Below are 18002 nucleotides of genomic sequence, written 5' to 3'. Positions count from 1 at the left end.
TCATGAAATCTGCCCACGTCCTTGTCTGGTTCCGCCGCAACCTCCGCCTGCACGACAATGCCGCGCTTAATGCCGCCGCTGCAAGCGGTTTGCCCATCGCCTGCGTCTGGGTCAGCCAAAGGCCGTCTGAAAACCACAATCCGCGTCAAAGCCTGTTCCATTATCAAGCCGCGCAAGAGCTGCATACCCGTCTGGCGGCACACCATATTCCTTTATATGCCGTCGCTTCTGACGAAGACCTCCTCCCCTTGGCCGCTGCGCTCCATGCCCATACCGTCATCACAGACGAAGCCTACACCGAAGCCGAAATCCGCCAAGACAACCTACTCTGGCACAATTTCGACCGCGCAGGCATTGCCCTGCAACACGCCAACGACCGCGGTATCTTGGCCAAAGCCCCCCTCATGGATGCCAACGGCCTGCCCTACACCGATTTTGCCGCCTATAAACAAGCATGGTTGCAGGCTTATTCAGGACAAAGGCCGTCTGAAACCGAATTGCCTGTTCAAACCGGACAAAACGTTCCACTGTTTCCAGCCCATACCGGCGCAGTATTGCCTGCCTATCAACAGGGCGGCGAAACCGCAGCCTTAACGCAATGGCACGCATTCAAACAAAATTTGGTTCACTACCCGATTACCCAAAACTTTCCGGCACGAAAAAACACCAGCCTCCTCAATGCCTACCTGTCCGCAGGCTGCATTTCCCCACGCCTGCTGGCCGCCGAAAGCTTGGCAAACCGACATTTCGAGTGGCTGGACAAGCTTATTTTCCGCGACTACTGCTACCAGCTCGCCTACCACCGCCGCCTACCCGAAACAACCGATGCCGCCCCGGTGCGCGAATACTGGCGCAACGGCCAAACCGGCGTACCCGTCATCGACGCCTCCATCCGCAGCCTCGAAGCCACCGGCCACCTACATCCTGTTCTCCAGCAGCTGTGCGCCCACTATTTCTGCCACGCCCTCAACCTCGACCCCAACCAAGGCATCGCGTGGACAGCCTCCGTCCAAACCGGCACCGACCCCGCGCTCAACCAAGCCAACTGGCACCTTGCCGCCCAAGACACAACCACCGTCCGCTATGCCCACCGTTCGCACCAAATCGACCCCGACGGCAGCTATATCCGCAGTTACCTCCCCGAATTGGCACACCTGCCGTCCACCCTCATCCACACACCGTGGGCAGCCGCCGATGACATCGACACACACGGCTACCCCTTCCCCAAGGCCGTCTGAAACAGAGCTTCACACCAAAAAACCACACTAAACACAACTAAAAAACGCCCAAACAAAATATTTTGGTTTCAGACGGCCAAACAGATTGAATAGCCAAGATTTACACGGTAAACTTACATCATTAAAAAATTTTATTATTTCATTACAATGAAACCCGCATTCGACATAAAAACGTCACGTTTGGACGTCTTATCCATCCATCTGCACACCGCAGATTTAACCGAATTGGAAGAATTCCTGCGCCAACTGGCAGGCCAATCCCAAGACGAATTCGTTCCCTTTATTTTAGACGTACAAGATTTCGACCATCCCGAATCCATCGATTTGGGCGGCATGATTTCCCTGTTTGCCCGTTACGGCATGCAAATTTTAGGGCTGCACCACACCAGCGACACATGGGCGGCGGCGGCGGCGCGTTACCACTTGGTCTTCAAACAAGGCAACGCCACCCAAGCAGCCGACACACAGGCAGCGCCCACCCCGCGCCAAGCACCGCAGCCGCAAGACGTACAAGCCACCGTTATCAACAATCCGACCGTATTGGTCAGCACGCCCGTACGTACCGGCCAGCAGGTGTACGCTGAAAACGGCGACCTCATCGTTACCGGCATCGTCAGCCAAGGTGCAGAACTTATCGCCGACGGCAACATCCATATTTACGCCCCCATGCGCGGCAGAGCGTTGGCCGGAGCAAAAGGCAACACCAACGCGCGTATCTTCATCCATTCCATGCAGGCCGAGTTAGTCTCCGTTGCCGGCATCTACCGCAACTTCGAGCAAGACCTGCCCGAGCATCTGCACAAAAAACCCGTACAAGTATCATTGCAAGACAACCGACTGGTTATCAGCGCAATCGACGCCGAATAAACATCAGTACTTAAAAAGGAAATATCGTGTCCAAAATCATCGTAGTAACTTCAGGTAAAGGCGGCGTAGGCAAGACCACTACCAGCGCCAGCATCGCAACCGGCCTGGCCCTGCGCGGCCACAAAACCGCCGTAATCGACTTCGACGTCGGTTTGCGCAACCTCGACCTGATTATGGGTTGCGAACGCCGCGTCGTGTATGACCTCATCAACGTCATCCAAGGCGAAGCCACACTCAACCAAGCCCTGATTAAAGACAAAAACTGCGAAAACCTCTACATCCTGCCCGCCTCGCAAACCCGCGACAAAGACGCACTGACCCGCGACGGCGTCGACAAAGTGATGAAAGAGCTGTCCAGCAAAAAAATGGGCTTCGAGTTCATTATCTGCGACTCCCCTGCCGGTATCGAACAAGGCGCACTGATGGCGCTCTACTTTGCCGACGAAGCCATCATCACCACCAATCCGGAAGTATCCAGCGTCCGCGACTCCGACCGAATCTTGGGCATTTTGCAAAGCAAATCCCGCAAAGCCGAACAAGGCAGCACAGTTAAAGAGCACCTGCTGATTACCCGCTACTCCCCAGAGCGCGTGGCCAAAGGCGAAATGCTGTCGGTACAAGACATCTGCGACATCTTGCGCATCCCGTTGATCGGCGTGATTCCCGAATCACAAAACGTCCTGCAGGCCTCTAACGCCGGCGAACCTGTCATCCATCAAGACAATGCCGCCGCAGCCGAAGCCTACAAAGACGTTATTGCCCGCCTTTTGGGTGAAAACCGCGAAATGCGTTTCCTTGAAGCCGAGAAAAAAGGTTTCTTAAAACGACTGTTCGGAGGTTAATACATGTCACTGCTCGATATGCTGTTCGGCAGAAAGCCGAAAACCGCCACCGTCGCGCGCGACCGCCTGCAAATCATCATCGCGCAAGAACGCGCACAAGAAGGCCAAGCTCCGGACTATCTGCCGACCTTGCGCAAAGAGCTGCTGGAAGTCCTGTCCAAATACGTCAACGTATCATTGGACGACATCCGCATCTCCCAAGAGAAACAAGACGGCTTGGACGTTCTTGAGCTGAACATCACCCTGCCGGAACAAAAAAAGGCTTAACACATGACCTTGACCGAATTGCGTTACATCGTAGCCGTCGCACAAGAACGTCACTTTGGACGTGCCGCACGACGCTGCTTTGTCAGCCAGCCCACCCTCTCCATCGCCATCAAAAAGCTGGAGGAAGAGCTGTCGGTATCCCTGTTCGACCGTAGCAGCAACGACATCATCACGACCGAAGCGGGCGAGCGCATTGTCGCCCAAGCCCGCCGGGTTCTGGAAGAAGCAGAACTCATCAAGCACCTTGCCAATGAAGAGCAAAACGAATTGGAAGGCGCGTTCAAACTCGGCCTGATTTTTACCGTTGCCCCCTACCTTCTGCCCAAGCTCATTACCGCGCTGCGTGAAACCGCGCCGAAAATGCCGCTGATGCTGGAAGAGAACTATACCCACATCCTGACCGAGTCGCTCAAACGCGGCGATGTCGATGCAATCGTCGTTGCCGAACCGTTCCAAGAGCCGGGCATCGTAACCGAGCCCCTGTATGACGAACCTTTCTTCGTCATCGTTCCCAAAGGCCATCACTTTGAAGAACTCGATGCCGTTACGCCTCAGCTTTTGAGCGAAGAACAAGTGTTGCTGCTGTCCGAAGGCAACTGTATGCGCGACCAAGTGTTGGCAAGCTGTTCCGAATTGGCTTCCAAGCAAAAAATCCAGGGCTTGACCAATACCCTGCAAGGCAGCTCCATCAACACCATCCGCCACATGGTTGCCAGCGGCCTGGCCATCAGCGTCATGCCGGCTACCGCATTGACCGAAAACGACCACATGCTTTTCAGCATTATCCCGTTTGAAGGCACTGCACCGCACCGCCGTGTCGTTTTGGCTTATCGCCGCAACTTTGTCCGTCCGAAAGCACTGACTGCCTTGCGCACTGCCATTTTGCAATCGCAACTGACCGGTGTAACATTCGTCAACGAATAAACCGTAAAACAAAAGGCCGTCTGAATATTCAGACGGCCTTTTTATTTTTAACCGAATAAAGGATTAGTAGCGGGTATGAACCTGACTGCCGATAACGCCACCCAAAGCCGCACCACCCAAGGTAGAGCCGGTATCGCCACCAATCAAATTACCTGCCACGCCGCCCAATACCGCACCAGCAGCAGTGTTGCGTTGGGTTTGAGTCATATTGGCACACGCGCCCAAAGAAGCGGCCAGCATGATCAAGGTCACAGTTTTTGCAAAAGTTTTCTTCATGGTTTAATTCTCCATCAGGGGTTAAGCTGTATATGGAACAGTATGGCACAACCTTTCATTAATATATTTTCTGATAAGTAAAGACAGATTAAACTAAGATAACGCTCTTGATGAACGGTTAAATGCAAAAACAAACGGCAATTCCAAAAGAATATTTATAAATTTTAATATATTTGGCATAAAATTGCGCATACATCAACCGCATTCGGTAGTGATACAATGACGACTTGTCTGAATTACCGGAAACACCCGTCATGAGTATCTACGCACTGGCACACATCATCCACGTTTATTGCGCGATTGCCTTTGTCGGAGGCGTATTTTTCGAAATGCTGGTTCTCTCCGTTTTACACACCGGCCGCGTTTCGCGTGAATCGCGCCGCGAAGTCGAACGTGCCATGTCCTATCGTGCCGTCCGCGTAATGCCGCCTGTCGTCATTACCCTGTTCATCAGCGGCATCGTGATGGTGTACAACCGCTACCTGCCGATACTGCACCACCCATTCGACAGCTCCTTCGGCATCATGCTGAGCATCAAAATCCTGTTGGCAATAAGCGTTTTGGTACATTTTGCCATCGCCGTCGTCAAAATGGCACGGCACACCCTCACCGTCGGCTGGTCGAAATACATACACGCCGTCGTATTCAGCCATATGCTGTTTATCGTCTTTTTTGCCAAAGCAATGTTCTACCTGTCTTGGTAAACCTTACCCTTCCCCCACACACAAGGATTGTTTATGACCCAATACCCGTCCGTCGGCTCGCCGATGTTTTACGGCATCTTCTTTATTGCCGTCTTAATCATGATCGCCATCGATATGGTGTCGCTGAAAAAAAACGGTGCCCACAAAGTCAGCATTAAAGAAGCCCTCGCCTGGAGCGGCATTTGGGTGGCCGTATCCTGCGCGTTTGCCGGCTGGCTCTATTTCGAACTGGCGGGCAACCCGGCTTACGGTGCCGCTGTCGCCAAAGAAAAAATCCTCGAATTCTTCACCGGCTATGTACTCGAAAAATCCCTCGCCGTCGACAACATCTTTGTCTTCCTGATGATTTTCGGCTACTTCAAAGTCGAACCCAAATTCCAACACCGCGTCCTGCTCTATGGCGTATTCGGCGCCATCGTCCTGCGCGCCATCATGATTTTCATCGGCGCGGCACTGGTACAGCAATTCGAATGGATTCTCTACCTTTTCGGCGCATTTCTGCTCTATACCGGCATCCACATGATGAAGCCGGAAGCCGAAGCTGAAGAAGATCTTTCCCAAAACAAGATACTGACCCTGCTCAAAAAAGTCATCCCGACCAGCCAACAGTTTGACAGTGAAAAGTTCTTTACCATCGAGAACGGCAAACGTATCGCTACGCCGCTTTTGCTGGTATTGATTATGATCGAATTGAGCGACGTCATCTTCGCCGTGGACAGCATCCCCGCTATTTTTGCCGTAACCACCGACCCTTTCATCGTCCTCACTTCCAACATTTTTGCCATCTTGGGCCTGCGTGCCATGTACTTCTTACTGGCAGACTTTGCCGAACGCTTTATTTTCCTCAAATACGGCTTGGCTTTCGTGTTGAGCTTTATCGGTATCAAGATGCTGATTATGCACTGGGTGCATATCCCGATTTCCATTTCCCTGTCCGTCGTCTTCGGCGCACTGGGCGCGTCCATCCTGACTTCTTTGGTGTACACGCGTCAGCAAGAGAAAAAATAATCTGCCGATATAAAAAGGCCGTCTGAACATTTCAGACGGCCTTTTCAAATATCAAACACCAGCTTATTTAGCAGCGTCTTTCAATTTATCGGCAGCTTCTTGAGTTGCATCGGCAGCTTTACCCAAAGCATCTTTAGCCGCATCTTTGGCAGCGTCTTTAGCTTCGCCCACAGCAGCTTTTGCATCGTCCAAAGCTTTGTCGCTGGCTTCTTTAGCACCATCGATGGCTTTACCGGTAGTTTCTTTAGCATCGGAAATTGCTTTCTCCGCAGTTTCCTTCGCATCGGCACCGGCTTCTTTAGCGTCAGAAACAGCTTGCTCAGCAGCGCCTTTAGCTTCGGAAGCAGCAGCATCAGCAGCAGAAGCCGCGTGTTCAGCAGCAGCGTTCACATCAGAAGCAACGGCAGAAGCCGCTTCTTGAGTTTCCTGTTTCGCCTCTTGAGAACAAGCAGCCAAACCAGCCACCATCATCGCAGCAATCAATAATTTTTTCATGTTGTATATCCTTTGGTCTAAAAAATATCCATCAGAACTGACAGATTAGAAAATCATAACATAATTAATACTCGGAAACGGGAGAATTAACGCCAAATAACAACCAATTTACGTTTTTTGAAAAAAATTTCAAAAAAACAGTTGACGAAAAGAAACAAGCTCCATATAATGCACAGCTTATCGGGTCGTTAGCTCAGTCGGTAGAGCAGCGGACTTTTAATCCGTTGGTCGAGCGTTCGAATCGCTCACGACCCACCAAATATGAAAACCTGCTTTGAAAAAAGCAGGTTTTTTTATATTCTCCATCAAGCCTTTCTTCACTCGATACTTCCCTTATTATCAATATCAAGAATATTCGCACTTGTCACAATGTTGTTATAGACTCAACTCAAGGCATCACCCCAGCACCACCCTCTTATCCAACTCCCCACACATCATATTTTTCTAAAAGCTTCCAAACACCTATCATCAACCCACGCTAAATCCTCTTGTATGCCAGACAATTTAGGCATAGACTAAAACTACATCCAACTACAACAACAGGAGAAGGTTTGATGAAACAACTGTCTATGTATATCAACGGCCGCTTTGAAACCGACTTTAACGGCACATGGCGTGATGTATTGAATCCGGCAACCGAAGAAGTCATCGCGCGTGAGCCTAAAGGCGGAAAAGCCGATGTTGATCGTGCCGTTGCCGCGGCCAGAGATGCGCAAACTGCATGGGAGCGTTTGCCTGCCGTTGAACGCGGCGCATACCTGCGTAAAATTGCCCAAGGCATCCGTGAACGTGCCGACGAGCTGACGGATACCATTGTTGCCGAAGGTGGCAAAACCAAAGATTTGGCACGCATAGAAGTCATGTTCACTGCCGATTATCTCGACTACCAAGCAGAATGGGCGCGCCGTTATGAAGGTGAAATCATCCAAAGCGACCGTCCGCGCGAAAACATTTTATTGTTCAAACGTCCTTTGGGCGTAATCGCCGGTATTTTGCCGTGGAACTTCCCATTCTTCCTGATCGCCCGCAAAATGGGCCCGGCTTTGGTAACAGGCAATACCATCGTCGTCAAACCAAGCAGCGTTACCCCGATTAACTGCCACATCTTTGCTGAAATCGTCCATGCCTCAGGCTTACCGGCCGGCGTATTCAACGTCGTCAACGGCCCGGGCGCAGAAATCGGCAATGCCTTGGCATCACATCCGCAAGTCGACATGGTCAGCCTGACCGGTTCTGTCGATGCCGGCCGCCAAGTGATGGAAGCCGCCTCCGCCAACATTACCAAAGTCTCACTGGAACTGGGTGGCAAAGCCCCTGCCATCGTCCTGAAAGATGCTGACTTGGATCTGGCTGTTAAATCCATCTTGGCTTCACGCGTGGGCAATACCGGCCAAATCTGTAACTGCGCCGAACGCGTGTATGTCCACAGCAGCCTGAAAGACGCGTTTATCGAAAAAATGACCGCCGCCATGAAAGGCGTGCGCTACGGCAACCCGGCCGAAGCCGAAGCCGGCGCACTGGAAATGGGGCCGTTGATTGAAGAACGCGCCGTAAAATCCGTTGCCGAGAAAGTCGAACGCGCAGTTCGACAAGGCGCAACCTTGGTTTGCGGCGGCAAACGTGCCGACGGTAAAGGCTACTTCTTCGAACCTACCCTGCTGACTGATACCGACAACAGCATGGACATTATGAAGGAAGAAACCTTCGGCCCCGTCCTGCCGGTTGCCACTTTCGACACGCTCGATCAAGTCATCGCTTTGGCAAACGACAGCGAATTCGGCCTGACCAGCTCCGTCTATACCACCAATCTGAATGAAGCGTTTTATGTAACCCGCCGCCTGCGTTTCGGCGAAACCTACATCAACCGCGAAAACTTTGAAGCCATGCAGGGCTTCCATGCCGGTTGGAAAAAATCAGGTATCGGCGGCGCGGACGGTAAACACGGTTTGGAAGAATATCTGCAAACCCAAGTCGTTTATTTGGAAACCAATATCTAACTGCCGATACGGCCCTTCATGAAACAAAAGGCCGTCTGAAACTGATTTTTCAGGTTTCAGACGGCCTTTCTGCCTTTATAGAAAAAAACACCGACATCGCGTAAAATAGAGCCAATTTTTCACTTTATTCAGGCCGTCTGAAAACTCCGGCAGCCTGAGTCATTTTTCCGGAAAACACCATGAGCGAACAAAACAATCCGCAAATCGAGCCGCAGTTGGACGAAAACCAAATCATCGCCCTGCGCCGCGAGAAACTGCACAACATCCGCAAAGAACGCAACGCCTACCCTAACGATTTCAAACGCGACAGCTTTGCCGCCGACCTGCACACCCAATACGGTGAAATCAGCAAAGAAGAACTCGACCCGCAAGGCATTCCCGTCAAAGTAGCCGGCCGCATGATGCTCAAACGTCAAATGGGCAAAGCCAGCTTCGCCACCATTCAAGACGTTACCGGTCAAATCCAGCTTTATCTGAACAACAAAGGTGTGAGCCAAGAAGTTTTGGACGACTTCAACCACTGGGACTTGGGCGACATCGTCGGCGCGGAAGGTACTTTGTTCAAAACCAACCACGGCGAATTGACCGTGCGCGTGTCCAACATCCGCCTGCTATCCAAATCCCTGCGCCCTCTGCCGGACAAACACAAAGGTTTGAGCGATCAGGAAACCAAATACCGTCAACGCTACGTCGATTTAATTGCCAACGAAGAATCACGCAATACCTTCATCAAACGCAGCCAAATCATCCAATCCGTGCGCAATTTCATGGTCAACGAGCATTATTTGGAAGTTGAAACCCCAATGATGCACCCGATTCCGGGCGGTGCGACGGCAAAACCGTTCGTTACCCACCACAATGCCTTGGACATTCCGCTCTATCTGCGCATCGCTCCCGAGCTGTATCTGAAACGCTTGGTTGTCGGCGGCTTGGAACGCGTGTTTGAAATCAACCGCAGCTTCCGTAACGAGGGTATGTCCGTACGCCACAACCCTGAATTCACCATGATCGAATTCTACGAAGCCTTCTCCGACTACGAACGCATGATGCAAATGGCGGAAAACATCATCCGCAACGCTTCCCGCGCGGTAAACGGCACGGCGAAAATCAGCTACAACGGCAAAGAAGTCGATTTGGAAAGCCCGTTTGAACGCCTGACTATTCTCGAAGCCATCAAAAAATACAATCCGCACTACACCGACGAGCAGTTGAACGATGAAGAATGGCTGAAAAAAGAAATCGTCAAACACGGTGAAAGTCTGCCTCCGTCTCCGGGCATCGGCAGCCTGCAACTTGCCCTGTTTGAAGGTTGCGCAGAAAGCAAACTGTGGAACCCGACTTTCATCATCGACTACCCTGTCGAAGTATCGCCATTGGCACGCGCATCCGACAGCAAACCTGGTTTGACCGAACGCTTCGAGCTTTTCGTTGTCGGCCGCGAACTGGCAAACGGCTACTCTGAGTTGAACGATCCGGAAGACCAAGCCGAACGCTTCAAGGCGCAAGTGGCGCAAAAAGACGCCGGCGACGACGAAGCCATGCATTACGATGCCGACTACATCCGCGCGATGGAATTCGGCCTGCCGCCGACAGGTGGTTGCGGCATCGGCATCGACCGCTTGGTAATGTTGCTGACCGATTCGCAAACCATCCGCGACGTGATTCTGTTCCCGCAAATGCGTCCCGAATAACACATTGAAATAAAATCTAGGCCGTCTGAAAACAAGACTCTGTTTTCAGACGGCCTTTTTGTTCAAATATGTAAAACGGTAGAATTCAAATCGATAATTCCTTTACATCATAATAATAAAATTCCATGATAATCAAAAGCATAATATAAAAAAGAATATGTAAACGTTTTTCAGTTTGTTGACAGTCTGCTAGAATACATCCAGTTACAGACAGCCTCCACGCACAGGCCGTCTGAAAATTCAGAAACTCTGAAAGGTTTGTATGGATCAATTTTTCGAACAGCTTCACGGCTGGGTAAACGCCATTAACGACCCAATGTGGTCGGGATTGGTATATATGCTTTTAGGCGCAGGCCTATTTTTCACCATTACCACCGGTTTTGTACAATTCCGCCTCTTCGGGCGCAGTATCAAAGAAATGCTGGGCGGCCGCAAACAAGGTGATGATCCGCACGGAATCACACCGTTCCAAGCATTCGTTACCGGCTTGGCCAGCCGCGTAGGCGTGGGCAACATCGCCGGCGTGGCGATTGCCATCAAACTCGGCGGGCCGGGCGCGGTATTCTGGATGTGGGTAACCGCCTTAATCGGCATGAGTTCGGCGTTTGTCGAATCTTCACTGGCCCAACTCTTTAAAGTCCGGGACTACGACAACCACCACTTCCGCGGCGGTCCTGCCTACTACATAACTCAAGGCCTGGGACAAAAATGGCTGGGCGTTTTGTTCGCCCTGAGCCTGATTTTCTGTTTCGGCTTTGTATTTGAAGCCGTACAGACTAATACCATCGCCGATACCACCAAAGCGGCATGGGGCTGGGATCAACACTATGTCGGTGTCGCTTTGGTCATTCTGACTGCCCCTATTATCTTCGGCGGTATCCGTCGCGTATCTAAAGCCGCGGAAATTATCGTTCCGCTGATGGCGGTTTTATATCTCGTCATAGCACTCTTCATCATTGCTACCAATATTTCCCTGATTCCTGACGTGTTCGGTCAGATTTTCTCCAACGCGTTCAACTTTGATTCGGCTGCAGGCGGTTTCCTCGGAGGTCTGATTTCGATCACCATGATGCAGGGTATCAAACGCGGCCTGTATTCCAATGAGGCGGGTATGGGTTCCGCGCCGAACGCCGCAGCCGCAGCCGAAGTAAAACACCCCGTCTCCCAAGGCATGATTCAAATGCTGGGCGTTTTCGTCGATACCATCATCGTCTGCTCATGCACCGCCTTTATCGTCTTGACCTATCAACAGCCTTACGGCGACCTGAGCGGTGCGGCGCTGACCCAAGCGGCAATCGTCAGCCAGGTAGGCGAATGGGGAGCGGGCTTCCTTGCTGCCATCCTGTTTATGTTTGCCTTTTCAACCGTTATCGGCAACTATGCCTATGCCGAGTCCAACGTCCAATTCATCAAGAGCCATTGGCTGGTTACCGCCGTTTTCCGTATGCTGGTTTTGGCATGGGTCTACTTCGGCGCAGTTGCCAACGTACCCTTGGTATGGGATATGGCAGACATGGCCATGGGCATCATGGCATGGATTAACCTCGTTGCCATCCTGCTCCTGTCCCCACTTGCCTTCCTGCTGTTGAAAGACTACACAGCCAAGCTGAAAATGGGCAAAGACCCAGAGTTCAAACTCTCCGAACACCCTGGCTTGAAACGCAAAATCAAATCCGATATCTGGTAAAACCAAAGGCCGTCTGAAACTTCAGACGGCCTTTTTAATCCCTGCCATTTAGACAAAACGATGCCCCTTAAAGCAGAAGCCTTAAGGGGCAGAGCGTTGCGGCACATCTTTTCAGACGGCCTTATTGTAGCAACGTTTCTCATTTCGCAGTGCAACAATATGGACAGATTCTAATTCCAAATCGGTACCTAGTCAAGTATTTCATTTGCATGGTAATACTTACCTGGGATATATTTATACTTACCAAACATCACATTACGGAGAAACTGATGGCTACATTCAAACCCAATCCAATCAACTACATCCTCGGCCTCGATATCGGCATCGCATCCGTCGGCTGGGCGATGGTAGAAATTGACGAAGAAGAAAACCCCATACGCCTGATTGATTTGGGCGTGCGCGTATTTGAGCGTGCCGAAGTCCCGAAAACAGGCGACTCTCTCGCAGCGGCAAGACGCTTGGCACGCAGTGTTCGCCGCCTGACCCGCCGTCGCGCCCACCGCCTGCTTCGGGCCCGCCGCCTATTGAAACGCGAAGGTGTATTACAAGCCGCCGATTTTGATGAAAACGGCTTGATCAAATCCTTGCCGAATACACCATGGCAACTTCGCGCAGCCGCATTAGACCGCAAACTGACGCCTTTGGAGTGGTCGGCAGTCTTGTTGCATTTAATCAAACACCGCGGTTATTTGTCGCAAAGAAAAAACGAGGGCGAAACTGCCGACAAGGAACTTGGCGCTTTACTCAAAGGCGTAGCCGACAATGCCCATGCCTTACAAACAGGCGATTTCCGCACACCGGCTGAATTGGCTTTAAATAAATTTGAGAAAGAAAGCGGCCATATCCGCAACCAGCGCGGCGATTATTCGCATACGTTCAGCCGCAAAGATTTGCAGGCAGAGCTGAATTTACTGTTTGAAAAACAAAAAGAATTCGGCAATCCGCATGTTTCAGACGGCCTTAAAGAAGATATTGAAACCCTGCTGATGACGCAACGCCCTGCCTTGTCCGGCGATGCTGTTCAAAAAATGTTGGGGCATTGCACCTTCGAACCGACAGAGCCGAAAGCCGCTAAAAACACCTACACCGCCGAACGTTTTATTTGGCTGACCAAGCTGAACAACCTGCGTATTTTAGAGCAAGGCAGCGAGCGGCCGTTGACCGATACCGAACGCGCCATACTTATAAATCAGCCGTATAAAAAGAAACTGACTTACGCACAAGCCCGTAAGCTACTGGGTTTAGAAGATACCGCCTTTTTCAAAGGCTTGCGCTATGGTGAAGACAATGCCGAATCTGCGATACTGATGGAAATGAAGGCTTACGATGCCATCAGCCGTGCGCTGGAAAAAGAAGGATTGAAAGACAAAAAATCCCCATTAAACCTTTCTCCCGAATTACAAGACGAAATCGGCACGGCACTCTCCCTATTCAAAACCGATGAAGACATTACAGGCCGTCTGAAAGACCGTGTACAGCCCGAAATCTTAGAAGCGCTGTTGAACATCAGCTTCGATAAGTTCGTTCAAATTTCCTTGAAAGCGTTGCGCAAAATTGTGCCTCTAATGGAACAAGGCAAACGTTACGATGAAGCCTGCGCCGAAATCTACGGAGACCATTACGGCAAGAAGAAGACAGAAGAAAAGATTTATCTGCCGCCGATTCCCGCCGACGAAATCCGCAACTCCGTCGTTTTGCGCGCCTTATCTCAAGCGCGTAAGGTCATTAATGCCGTTGTACGCCGTTACGGCTCTCCTGCGCGTATCCATATTGAAACGGCAAGGGAAGTAGGCAAATCGTTTAAAGACCGCAAAGAAATCGAAAAACGCCAAGAAGAAAACCGTAAAGACCGGGAAAAAGCTGCTGCCAAATTCCGAGAGTATTTTCCTAATTTTGTCGGCGAACCCAAATCCAAAGATATTCTGAAACTGCGCCTGTACGAGCAACAACACGGCAAATGCCTGTATTCGGGCAAAGAAATCGACTTAGGCCGTCTGAACGAAAAAGGCTATGTCGAAATCGACCATGCCCTGCCGTTCTCGCGCACATGGGACGACAGTTTCAACAATAAAGTGCTGGTATTGGGCAGCGAAAACCAAAACAAAGGCAGCAAAACCCCTTACGAATACTTCAACGGCAAAGACAACAGCCGCGAATGGCAGGAATTTAAAGCGCGTGTTGAAACCAGCCGTTTCCCGCGCAGTAAAAAACAACGGATTCTGCTGCAAAAATTTGACGAAGACGGCTTCAAAGAACGCAATCTGAACGATACGCGCTACGTCAACCGTTTCCTGTGCCAATTTGTTGCCAACCATATGCGGCTGACAGGTAAAGGGAAAAGACGCGTCTTTGCCTCCAACGGACAAATTACCAATCTGTTGCGTGGCTTTTGGGGATTGCGCAAAGTGCGTGCGGAAAACGACCGCCATCATGCTTTGGACGCCGTCGTCGTTGCCTGCTCAACCGTTGCCATGCAGCAGAAAATTACCTATTTTGTACATTACAAAGAAATGAACGCATTTGACGGTAAAACCATAGATAAAGAAACAGGAGAAGTGCTGCATCAAAAAACACACTTCCCGCAACCTTGGGAATTTTTCGCGCAGGAAGTCATGATTCGCATCTTCGGCAAACCGGACGGAAAACCCGAATTTGAAGAAGCGGATACCCCCGAAAAACTGCGTACCCTGCTCGCAGAAAAATTATCATCTCGTCCCGAAGCCGTACACGAATACGTGACGCCACTGTTTGTTTCACGCGCGCCCAATCGGAAGATGAGCGGTGCACATAAAGATACTTTGAGATCTGCTAAACGATTTGTTAAACATAATGAAAAAATTAGTGTTAAACGAGTATGGTTAACCGAAATCAAGTTGGCCGACCTTGAAAATATGGTTAATTATAAAAATGGTAGGGAGATTGAATTATATGAGGCCCTTAAGGCACGTTTAGGGGCATATGGAGGTAATGCTAAACAAGCATTTGACCCTAAGGACAATCCGTTTTATAAAAAGGGGGGACAACTGGTTAAAGCTGTGAGGATCGAAAAAACCCAAGAGAGCGGAGTCTTATTAAACAAAAAAAATGCTTATACCATTGCAGATAATGGAGACATGGTACGTGTTGATGTGTTCTGTAAAGTGGATAAGAAAGGAAAAAATCAGTATTTTATTGTTCCCATCTATGCTTGGCAGGTTGCTGAAAACATTCTTCCCGATATTGATTGTAAAGGATACCGGATTGATGATAGCTATACATTCTGTTTTAGCTTGCATAAGTATGATCTGATTGCTTTTCAGAAAGATGAAAAATCTGAAGTAGAATTTGCATACTATATCAACTGTGATAGCTCTAATGGACGGTTTTATTTGGCTTGGCACGATAAAGGTTCAAAAGAGCAGCAGTTCCGAATCAGTACCCAAAATCTGATATCGGTAGAGAAATACCAAATCGACGAACTGGGTAAAGAAATCAGACCATGCCGTCTGAAAAAACGCCCACCTGTCCGTTAAATTAATCCATCCCTGTTTCAGACGGCCTGAAGCAGGGATTTTTTATATAAAAATAAGGGGAAAAAATGACTTGGCGCAGTCTACTCATTCAAAACGGCGGCAAACTATCCTTGCAACGCCGGCAATTGCTGATTCAACAAAACGGCGAATCCCACACCGTACCATTAGAAGACATCGCCGTTATCATCATCGAAAACCGCGAAACCCTGATTACCGCCCCGCTCCTATCGGCATTAGCCGAGCATGGTGCAACCCTGCTGACATGTGACGAGCAGTTCCTCCCCTGCGGACAATGGCTGCCTTATGCCCAATATCACCGCCAACTCAAAATCCTCAAGCTGCAACTGAATATAAGCGAACCCTTAAAAAAGCAACTCTGGCAACATATCATCCGTCAAAAAATCCTGAATCAAGCATTTGTCGCAGACGAAACAGGCAATGATCTTGCAGCCAAACGGCTGCGCACTTTGGCAGTCGAAGTCCGTTCAGGCGATACAGGAAACCGTGAAGCCCAAGCTGCCGCCCTCTACTTCCAAGCCCTCTTTGGAGAAAAGTTTACCCGTAATGACGACAATACCGTCAATGCCGCATTGAACTACACCTACGCCGTGCTCCGTGCAGCAGTTGCACGCGCCCTGACCTTATATGGCTGGTTGCCTGCATTAGGCTTGTTTCATAGAAGCGAACTGAATCCATTCAATCTCGCCGATGACTTTATCGAACCCTTGCGTCCATTAGCTGACTTGGTCGTTATACATATGCACGAACAAGGCCGTCTGAAAACTGAACTGACACCCAACATAAAACAAAACCTTATCAAAACCCTTCACTGTCAAATCAGCATCGAACGGCAACATTTCAGTACCTTGGCTGCCATCGACAAAATGATTTCTTCATTTCAAGCCAGCGTAACTAACAAAAACGCCAAACAGCTGGAACTGCCTGAAATCTTGCCATTGAAAGAATACCAATATGAGTGAGGCTAAATTTATGAGGATTATCGTCTTCTTCGACCTACCGGTTACCACAGCGGCCAAGCGGAAAGCCGCCAATCAATTCCGCCAGTTCCTATTAAAAGATGGATACCAAATGCTCCAACTTTCCGTATATAGCCGTATTGTTAAAGGTCGAGATTCGTTGCAAAAACACCACAATAGACTATGTGCAAACCTACCACAAGAAGGCTCAATCCGCTGTTTGGAAGTAACAGAAAAGCAATTTGCCACCATGAAACTGCTGTTGGGAGAGCTAAAAACCCAAGAAAAAAGGGTCAATTCAGATCAACTATTATTATTTTAAGCCCATTTTTTAGACAAAATAAAACGGGAAACCCTTATAGAATAAGGATTTCCCGTTGGAGTATTGTAGCACTGCGAAATGAGAAAGGGAGCTACAACTGGGTCATCAAAATAACGGTATGGCCGTAGATTGTAGCACTGCGAAATGAGAAAGGGAGCTACAACTGATACCGCCATTGACCGTGATTTGCGTGTATTGTAGCACTGCGAAATGAGAAAGGGAGCTACAACTTCAGACCACTTACCATGCAACATGATGGAATTGTAGCACTGCGAAATGAGAAAGGGAGCTACAACCATGGTATTGCGGATACCGCGCACTTTGGAATTGTAGCACTGCGAAATGAGAAAGGGAGCTACAACACAGCCAACGAATACACCGAAGGCGTGCGCATTGTAGCACTGCGAAATGAGAAAGGGAGCTACAACCGGAAACGTACCTTTTGGTCGTACCAAATCATTGTAGCACTGCGAAATGAGAAAGGGAGCTACAACGGAATCATCGTTACAAGCTGTTTCCGCAGCATTGTAGCACTGCGAAATGAGAAAGGGAGCTACAACTATGGCCATCGGGGATAGGCTCGGTTGGAAATTGTAGCACTGCGAAATGAGAAAGGGAGCTACAACAACGGTTAAAGAGGTTAATCTCACGTTTGAATTGTAGCACTGCGAAATGAGAAAGGGAGCTACAACTATATTCACCCCATTGAATGAAACAATAAAATTGTAGCGTTGCAAAATAAAATAGAGACTTCCTAAATGAAAAAAGCACTACCTAAACAGGTAGTGCTTTCATATCAATTTGCTTATTCAGCAGAATCAGCTACTTTATCAACCAATTCAACCAATGCCAAAGGAGCATTGTCACCTTTACGGAAACCGTATTTCAGTACACGAACATAGCCGCCGTTACGAGCAGCAAAGCGTGGACCCAATTCGTCAAACAATTTAACTACAACATCACGATCGCGAGTGCGGTTAAAAGCCAAACGACGGTTTGCCAAAGATGATTTTTTACCCAAAGTAATCAAGGGTTCAACTACGCGGCGCAATTCTTTTGCTTTCGGCAAAGTTGTCACGATGGTTTCGTGAGTCAACAAGGAATTCGCCATATTGCGCAGCATCGCAGCGCGGTGGCTGCTAGTACGGTTTAATTTGCGGTTGCCATTACGATGACGCATGTCATTATCCTTTAA

Annotated in this window: 16 protein-coding genes, 1 tRNA gene and 1 CRISPR repeat array; of the genes, 14 read left to right on the top strand and 3 right to left on the bottom strand. The window is 49.6% G+C overall.

From position 1 onward, the window contains the following. Positions 1 to 2 precede the first annotated feature (2 nt). From ACTHUF_RS09925 to ACTHUF_RS09905, 5 genes are all read left to right on the top strand, one after another. Positions 3 to 1238 (top strand): FAD-binding domain-containing protein, encoded by a 1236-nt coding sequence (locus ACTHUF_RS09925; RefSeq protein ID WP_440407540.1) that lies wholly within the window; start codon positions 3 to 5, stop codon positions 1236 to 1238. A 147-nt stretch (positions 1239 to 1385) separates the two neighbouring features. Continuing rightward, entirely contained in the window at positions 1386 to 2105 is a 720-nt protein-coding gene (gene minC, locus ACTHUF_RS09920) for a septum site-determining protein MinC (protein WP_003749320.1), read from the top strand. A gap of 26 nt (positions 2106 to 2131) precedes the next feature. Further along, positions 2132 to 2947, top strand: a complete 816-nt coding sequence (gene minD / locus ACTHUF_RS09915; RefSeq protein ID WP_440407539.1) for a septum site-determining protein MinD — start codon at positions 2132 to 2134, stop codon at positions 2945 to 2947. 3 nt (positions 2948 to 2950) lie between these two features. Further along, a complete protein-coding gene (gene minE / locus ACTHUF_RS09910) occupies positions 2951 to 3214 on the top strand; it encodes a cell division topological specificity factor MinE (RefSeq protein ID WP_003680625.1) in 264 nt (87 codons plus the stop codon). A 3-nt stretch (positions 3215 to 3217) separates the two neighbouring features. After that, a complete protein-coding gene (locus ACTHUF_RS09905) occupies positions 3218 to 4138 on the top strand; it encodes a hydrogen peroxide-inducible genes activator (protein WP_003749313.1) in 921 nt (306 codons plus the stop codon). A gap of 63 nt (positions 4139 to 4201) precedes the next feature. Here the strand turns inward: ACTHUF_RS09905 and ACTHUF_RS09900 are convergent, their stop codons facing one another. Next, positions 4202 to 4414, bottom strand: coding sequence for a glycine zipper 2TM domain-containing protein (locus tag ACTHUF_RS09900; protein ID WP_003684747.1), 213 nt, complete (start codon positions 4412 to 4414; stop codon positions 4202 to 4204). Between the two features lie 254 nt (positions 4415 to 4668). On the opposite strand from ACTHUF_RS09900, the gene ACTHUF_RS09895 reads away from it, so the two are divergent. Together ACTHUF_RS09895 and ACTHUF_RS09890 are read left to right on the top strand one after the other, a co-directional pair. Further along, positions 4669 to 5118: a CopD family copper resistance protein gene (locus ACTHUF_RS09895; RefSeq protein ID WP_049330770.1), complete on the top strand. Its 450-nt coding sequence runs from the start codon at positions 4669 to 4671 to the stop codon at positions 5116 to 5118. A gap of 33 nt (positions 5119 to 5151) precedes the next feature. Beyond that, positions 5152 to 6126 carry a TerC family protein gene (locus ACTHUF_RS09890; RefSeq protein ID WP_440407538.1) on the top strand — a complete coding sequence of 325 codons (975 nt, stop codon included), beginning with the start codon at positions 5152 to 5154 and terminating at the stop codon, positions 6124 to 6126. 63 nt (positions 6127 to 6189) lie between these two features. Here the strand turns inward: ACTHUF_RS09890 and ACTHUF_RS09885 are convergent, their stop codons facing one another. Continuing rightward, complete coding sequence (locus tag ACTHUF_RS09885) at positions 6190 to 6621, bottom strand: Ag473 family lipoprotein (protein ID WP_003749309.1); 432 nt, start codon at positions 6619 to 6621, stop codon at positions 6190 to 6192. A gap of 182 nt (positions 6622 to 6803) precedes the next feature. Between ACTHUF_RS09885 and ACTHUF_RS09880 the strand changes: the two genes are divergently transcribed. The 7 genes from ACTHUF_RS09880 (at position 6804) to cas2 (ending at position 16807) form a co-directional block, all read left to right on the top strand. Beyond that, positions 6804 to 6879 (top strand) — tRNA-Lys (locus ACTHUF_RS09880). Positions 6880 to 7175: 296 nt separating this feature from the next. Continuing rightward, positions 7176 to 8618 carry an aldehyde dehydrogenase gene (gene aldA / locus ACTHUF_RS09875; RefSeq protein ID WP_440407537.1) on the top strand — a complete coding sequence of 481 codons (1443 nt, stop codon included), beginning with the start codon at positions 7176 to 7178 and terminating at the stop codon, positions 8616 to 8618. Positions 8619 to 8797: 179 nt separating this feature from the next. Then, positions 8798 to 10309 carry a lysine--tRNA ligase gene (lysS, locus tag ACTHUF_RS09870; protein WP_440407536.1) on the top strand — a complete coding sequence of 504 codons (1512 nt, stop codon included), beginning with the start codon at positions 8798 to 8800 and terminating at the stop codon, positions 10307 to 10309. A gap of 262 nt (positions 10310 to 10571) precedes the next feature. Then, positions 10572 to 11996, top strand: a complete 1425-nt coding sequence (locus tag ACTHUF_RS09865; protein WP_222571308.1) for an alanine/glycine:cation symporter family protein — start codon at positions 10572 to 10574, stop codon at positions 11994 to 11996. A gap of 269 nt (positions 11997 to 12265) precedes the next feature. Beyond that, complete coding sequence (gene cas9 / locus ACTHUF_RS09860; RefSeq protein ID WP_315094954.1) at positions 12266 to 15508, top strand: type II CRISPR RNA-guided endonuclease Cas9; 3243 nt, start codon at positions 12266 to 12268, stop codon at positions 15506 to 15508. Positions 15509 to 15573: 65 nt separating this feature from the next. Next, the gene (cas1, locus tag ACTHUF_RS09855) at positions 15574 to 16488 is read left to right on the top strand and encodes a type II CRISPR-associated endonuclease Cas1 (RefSeq protein ID WP_315094952.1); all 915 of its coding nucleotides are present in this window, start codon (positions 15574 to 15576) and stop codon (positions 16486 to 16488) included. Further along, a complete protein-coding gene (gene cas2 / locus ACTHUF_RS09850; RefSeq protein WP_036493500.1) occupies positions 16481 to 16807 on the top strand; it encodes a CRISPR-associated endonuclease Cas2 in 327 nt (108 codons plus the stop codon). Before cas1 ends, cas2 begins: the two co-directional genes overlap by 8 nt. 62 nt (positions 16808 to 16869) lie before the next feature. Beyond that, positions 16870 to 17499: a CRISPR direct-repeat array (repeat unit 36 nt; unit sequence ATTGTAGCACTGCGAAATGAGAAAGGGAGCTACAAC). Positions 17500 to 17612: 113 nt separating this feature from the next. Here the strand turns inward: cas2 and rplQ are convergent. After that, positions 17613 to 17987 carry a 50S ribosomal protein L17 gene (rplQ, locus tag ACTHUF_RS09845; protein ID WP_049348888.1) on the bottom strand — a complete coding sequence of 125 codons (375 nt, stop codon included), beginning with the start codon at positions 17985 to 17987 and terminating at the stop codon, positions 17613 to 17615. Between the last annotated feature and the right edge of the window lie 15 nt (positions 17988 to 18002).

This window comes from Neisseria sp. P0024.S006 (assembly GCF_051956595.1).
In the GTDB taxonomy this organism is placed as follows: Bacteria; Pseudomonadota; Gammaproteobacteria; order Burkholderiales; family Neisseriaceae; genus Neisseria.
The sequence above is the reverse complement of the archived record's forward strand: the minus strand, read 5'-3'. Positions and strand labels throughout refer to the sequence as shown.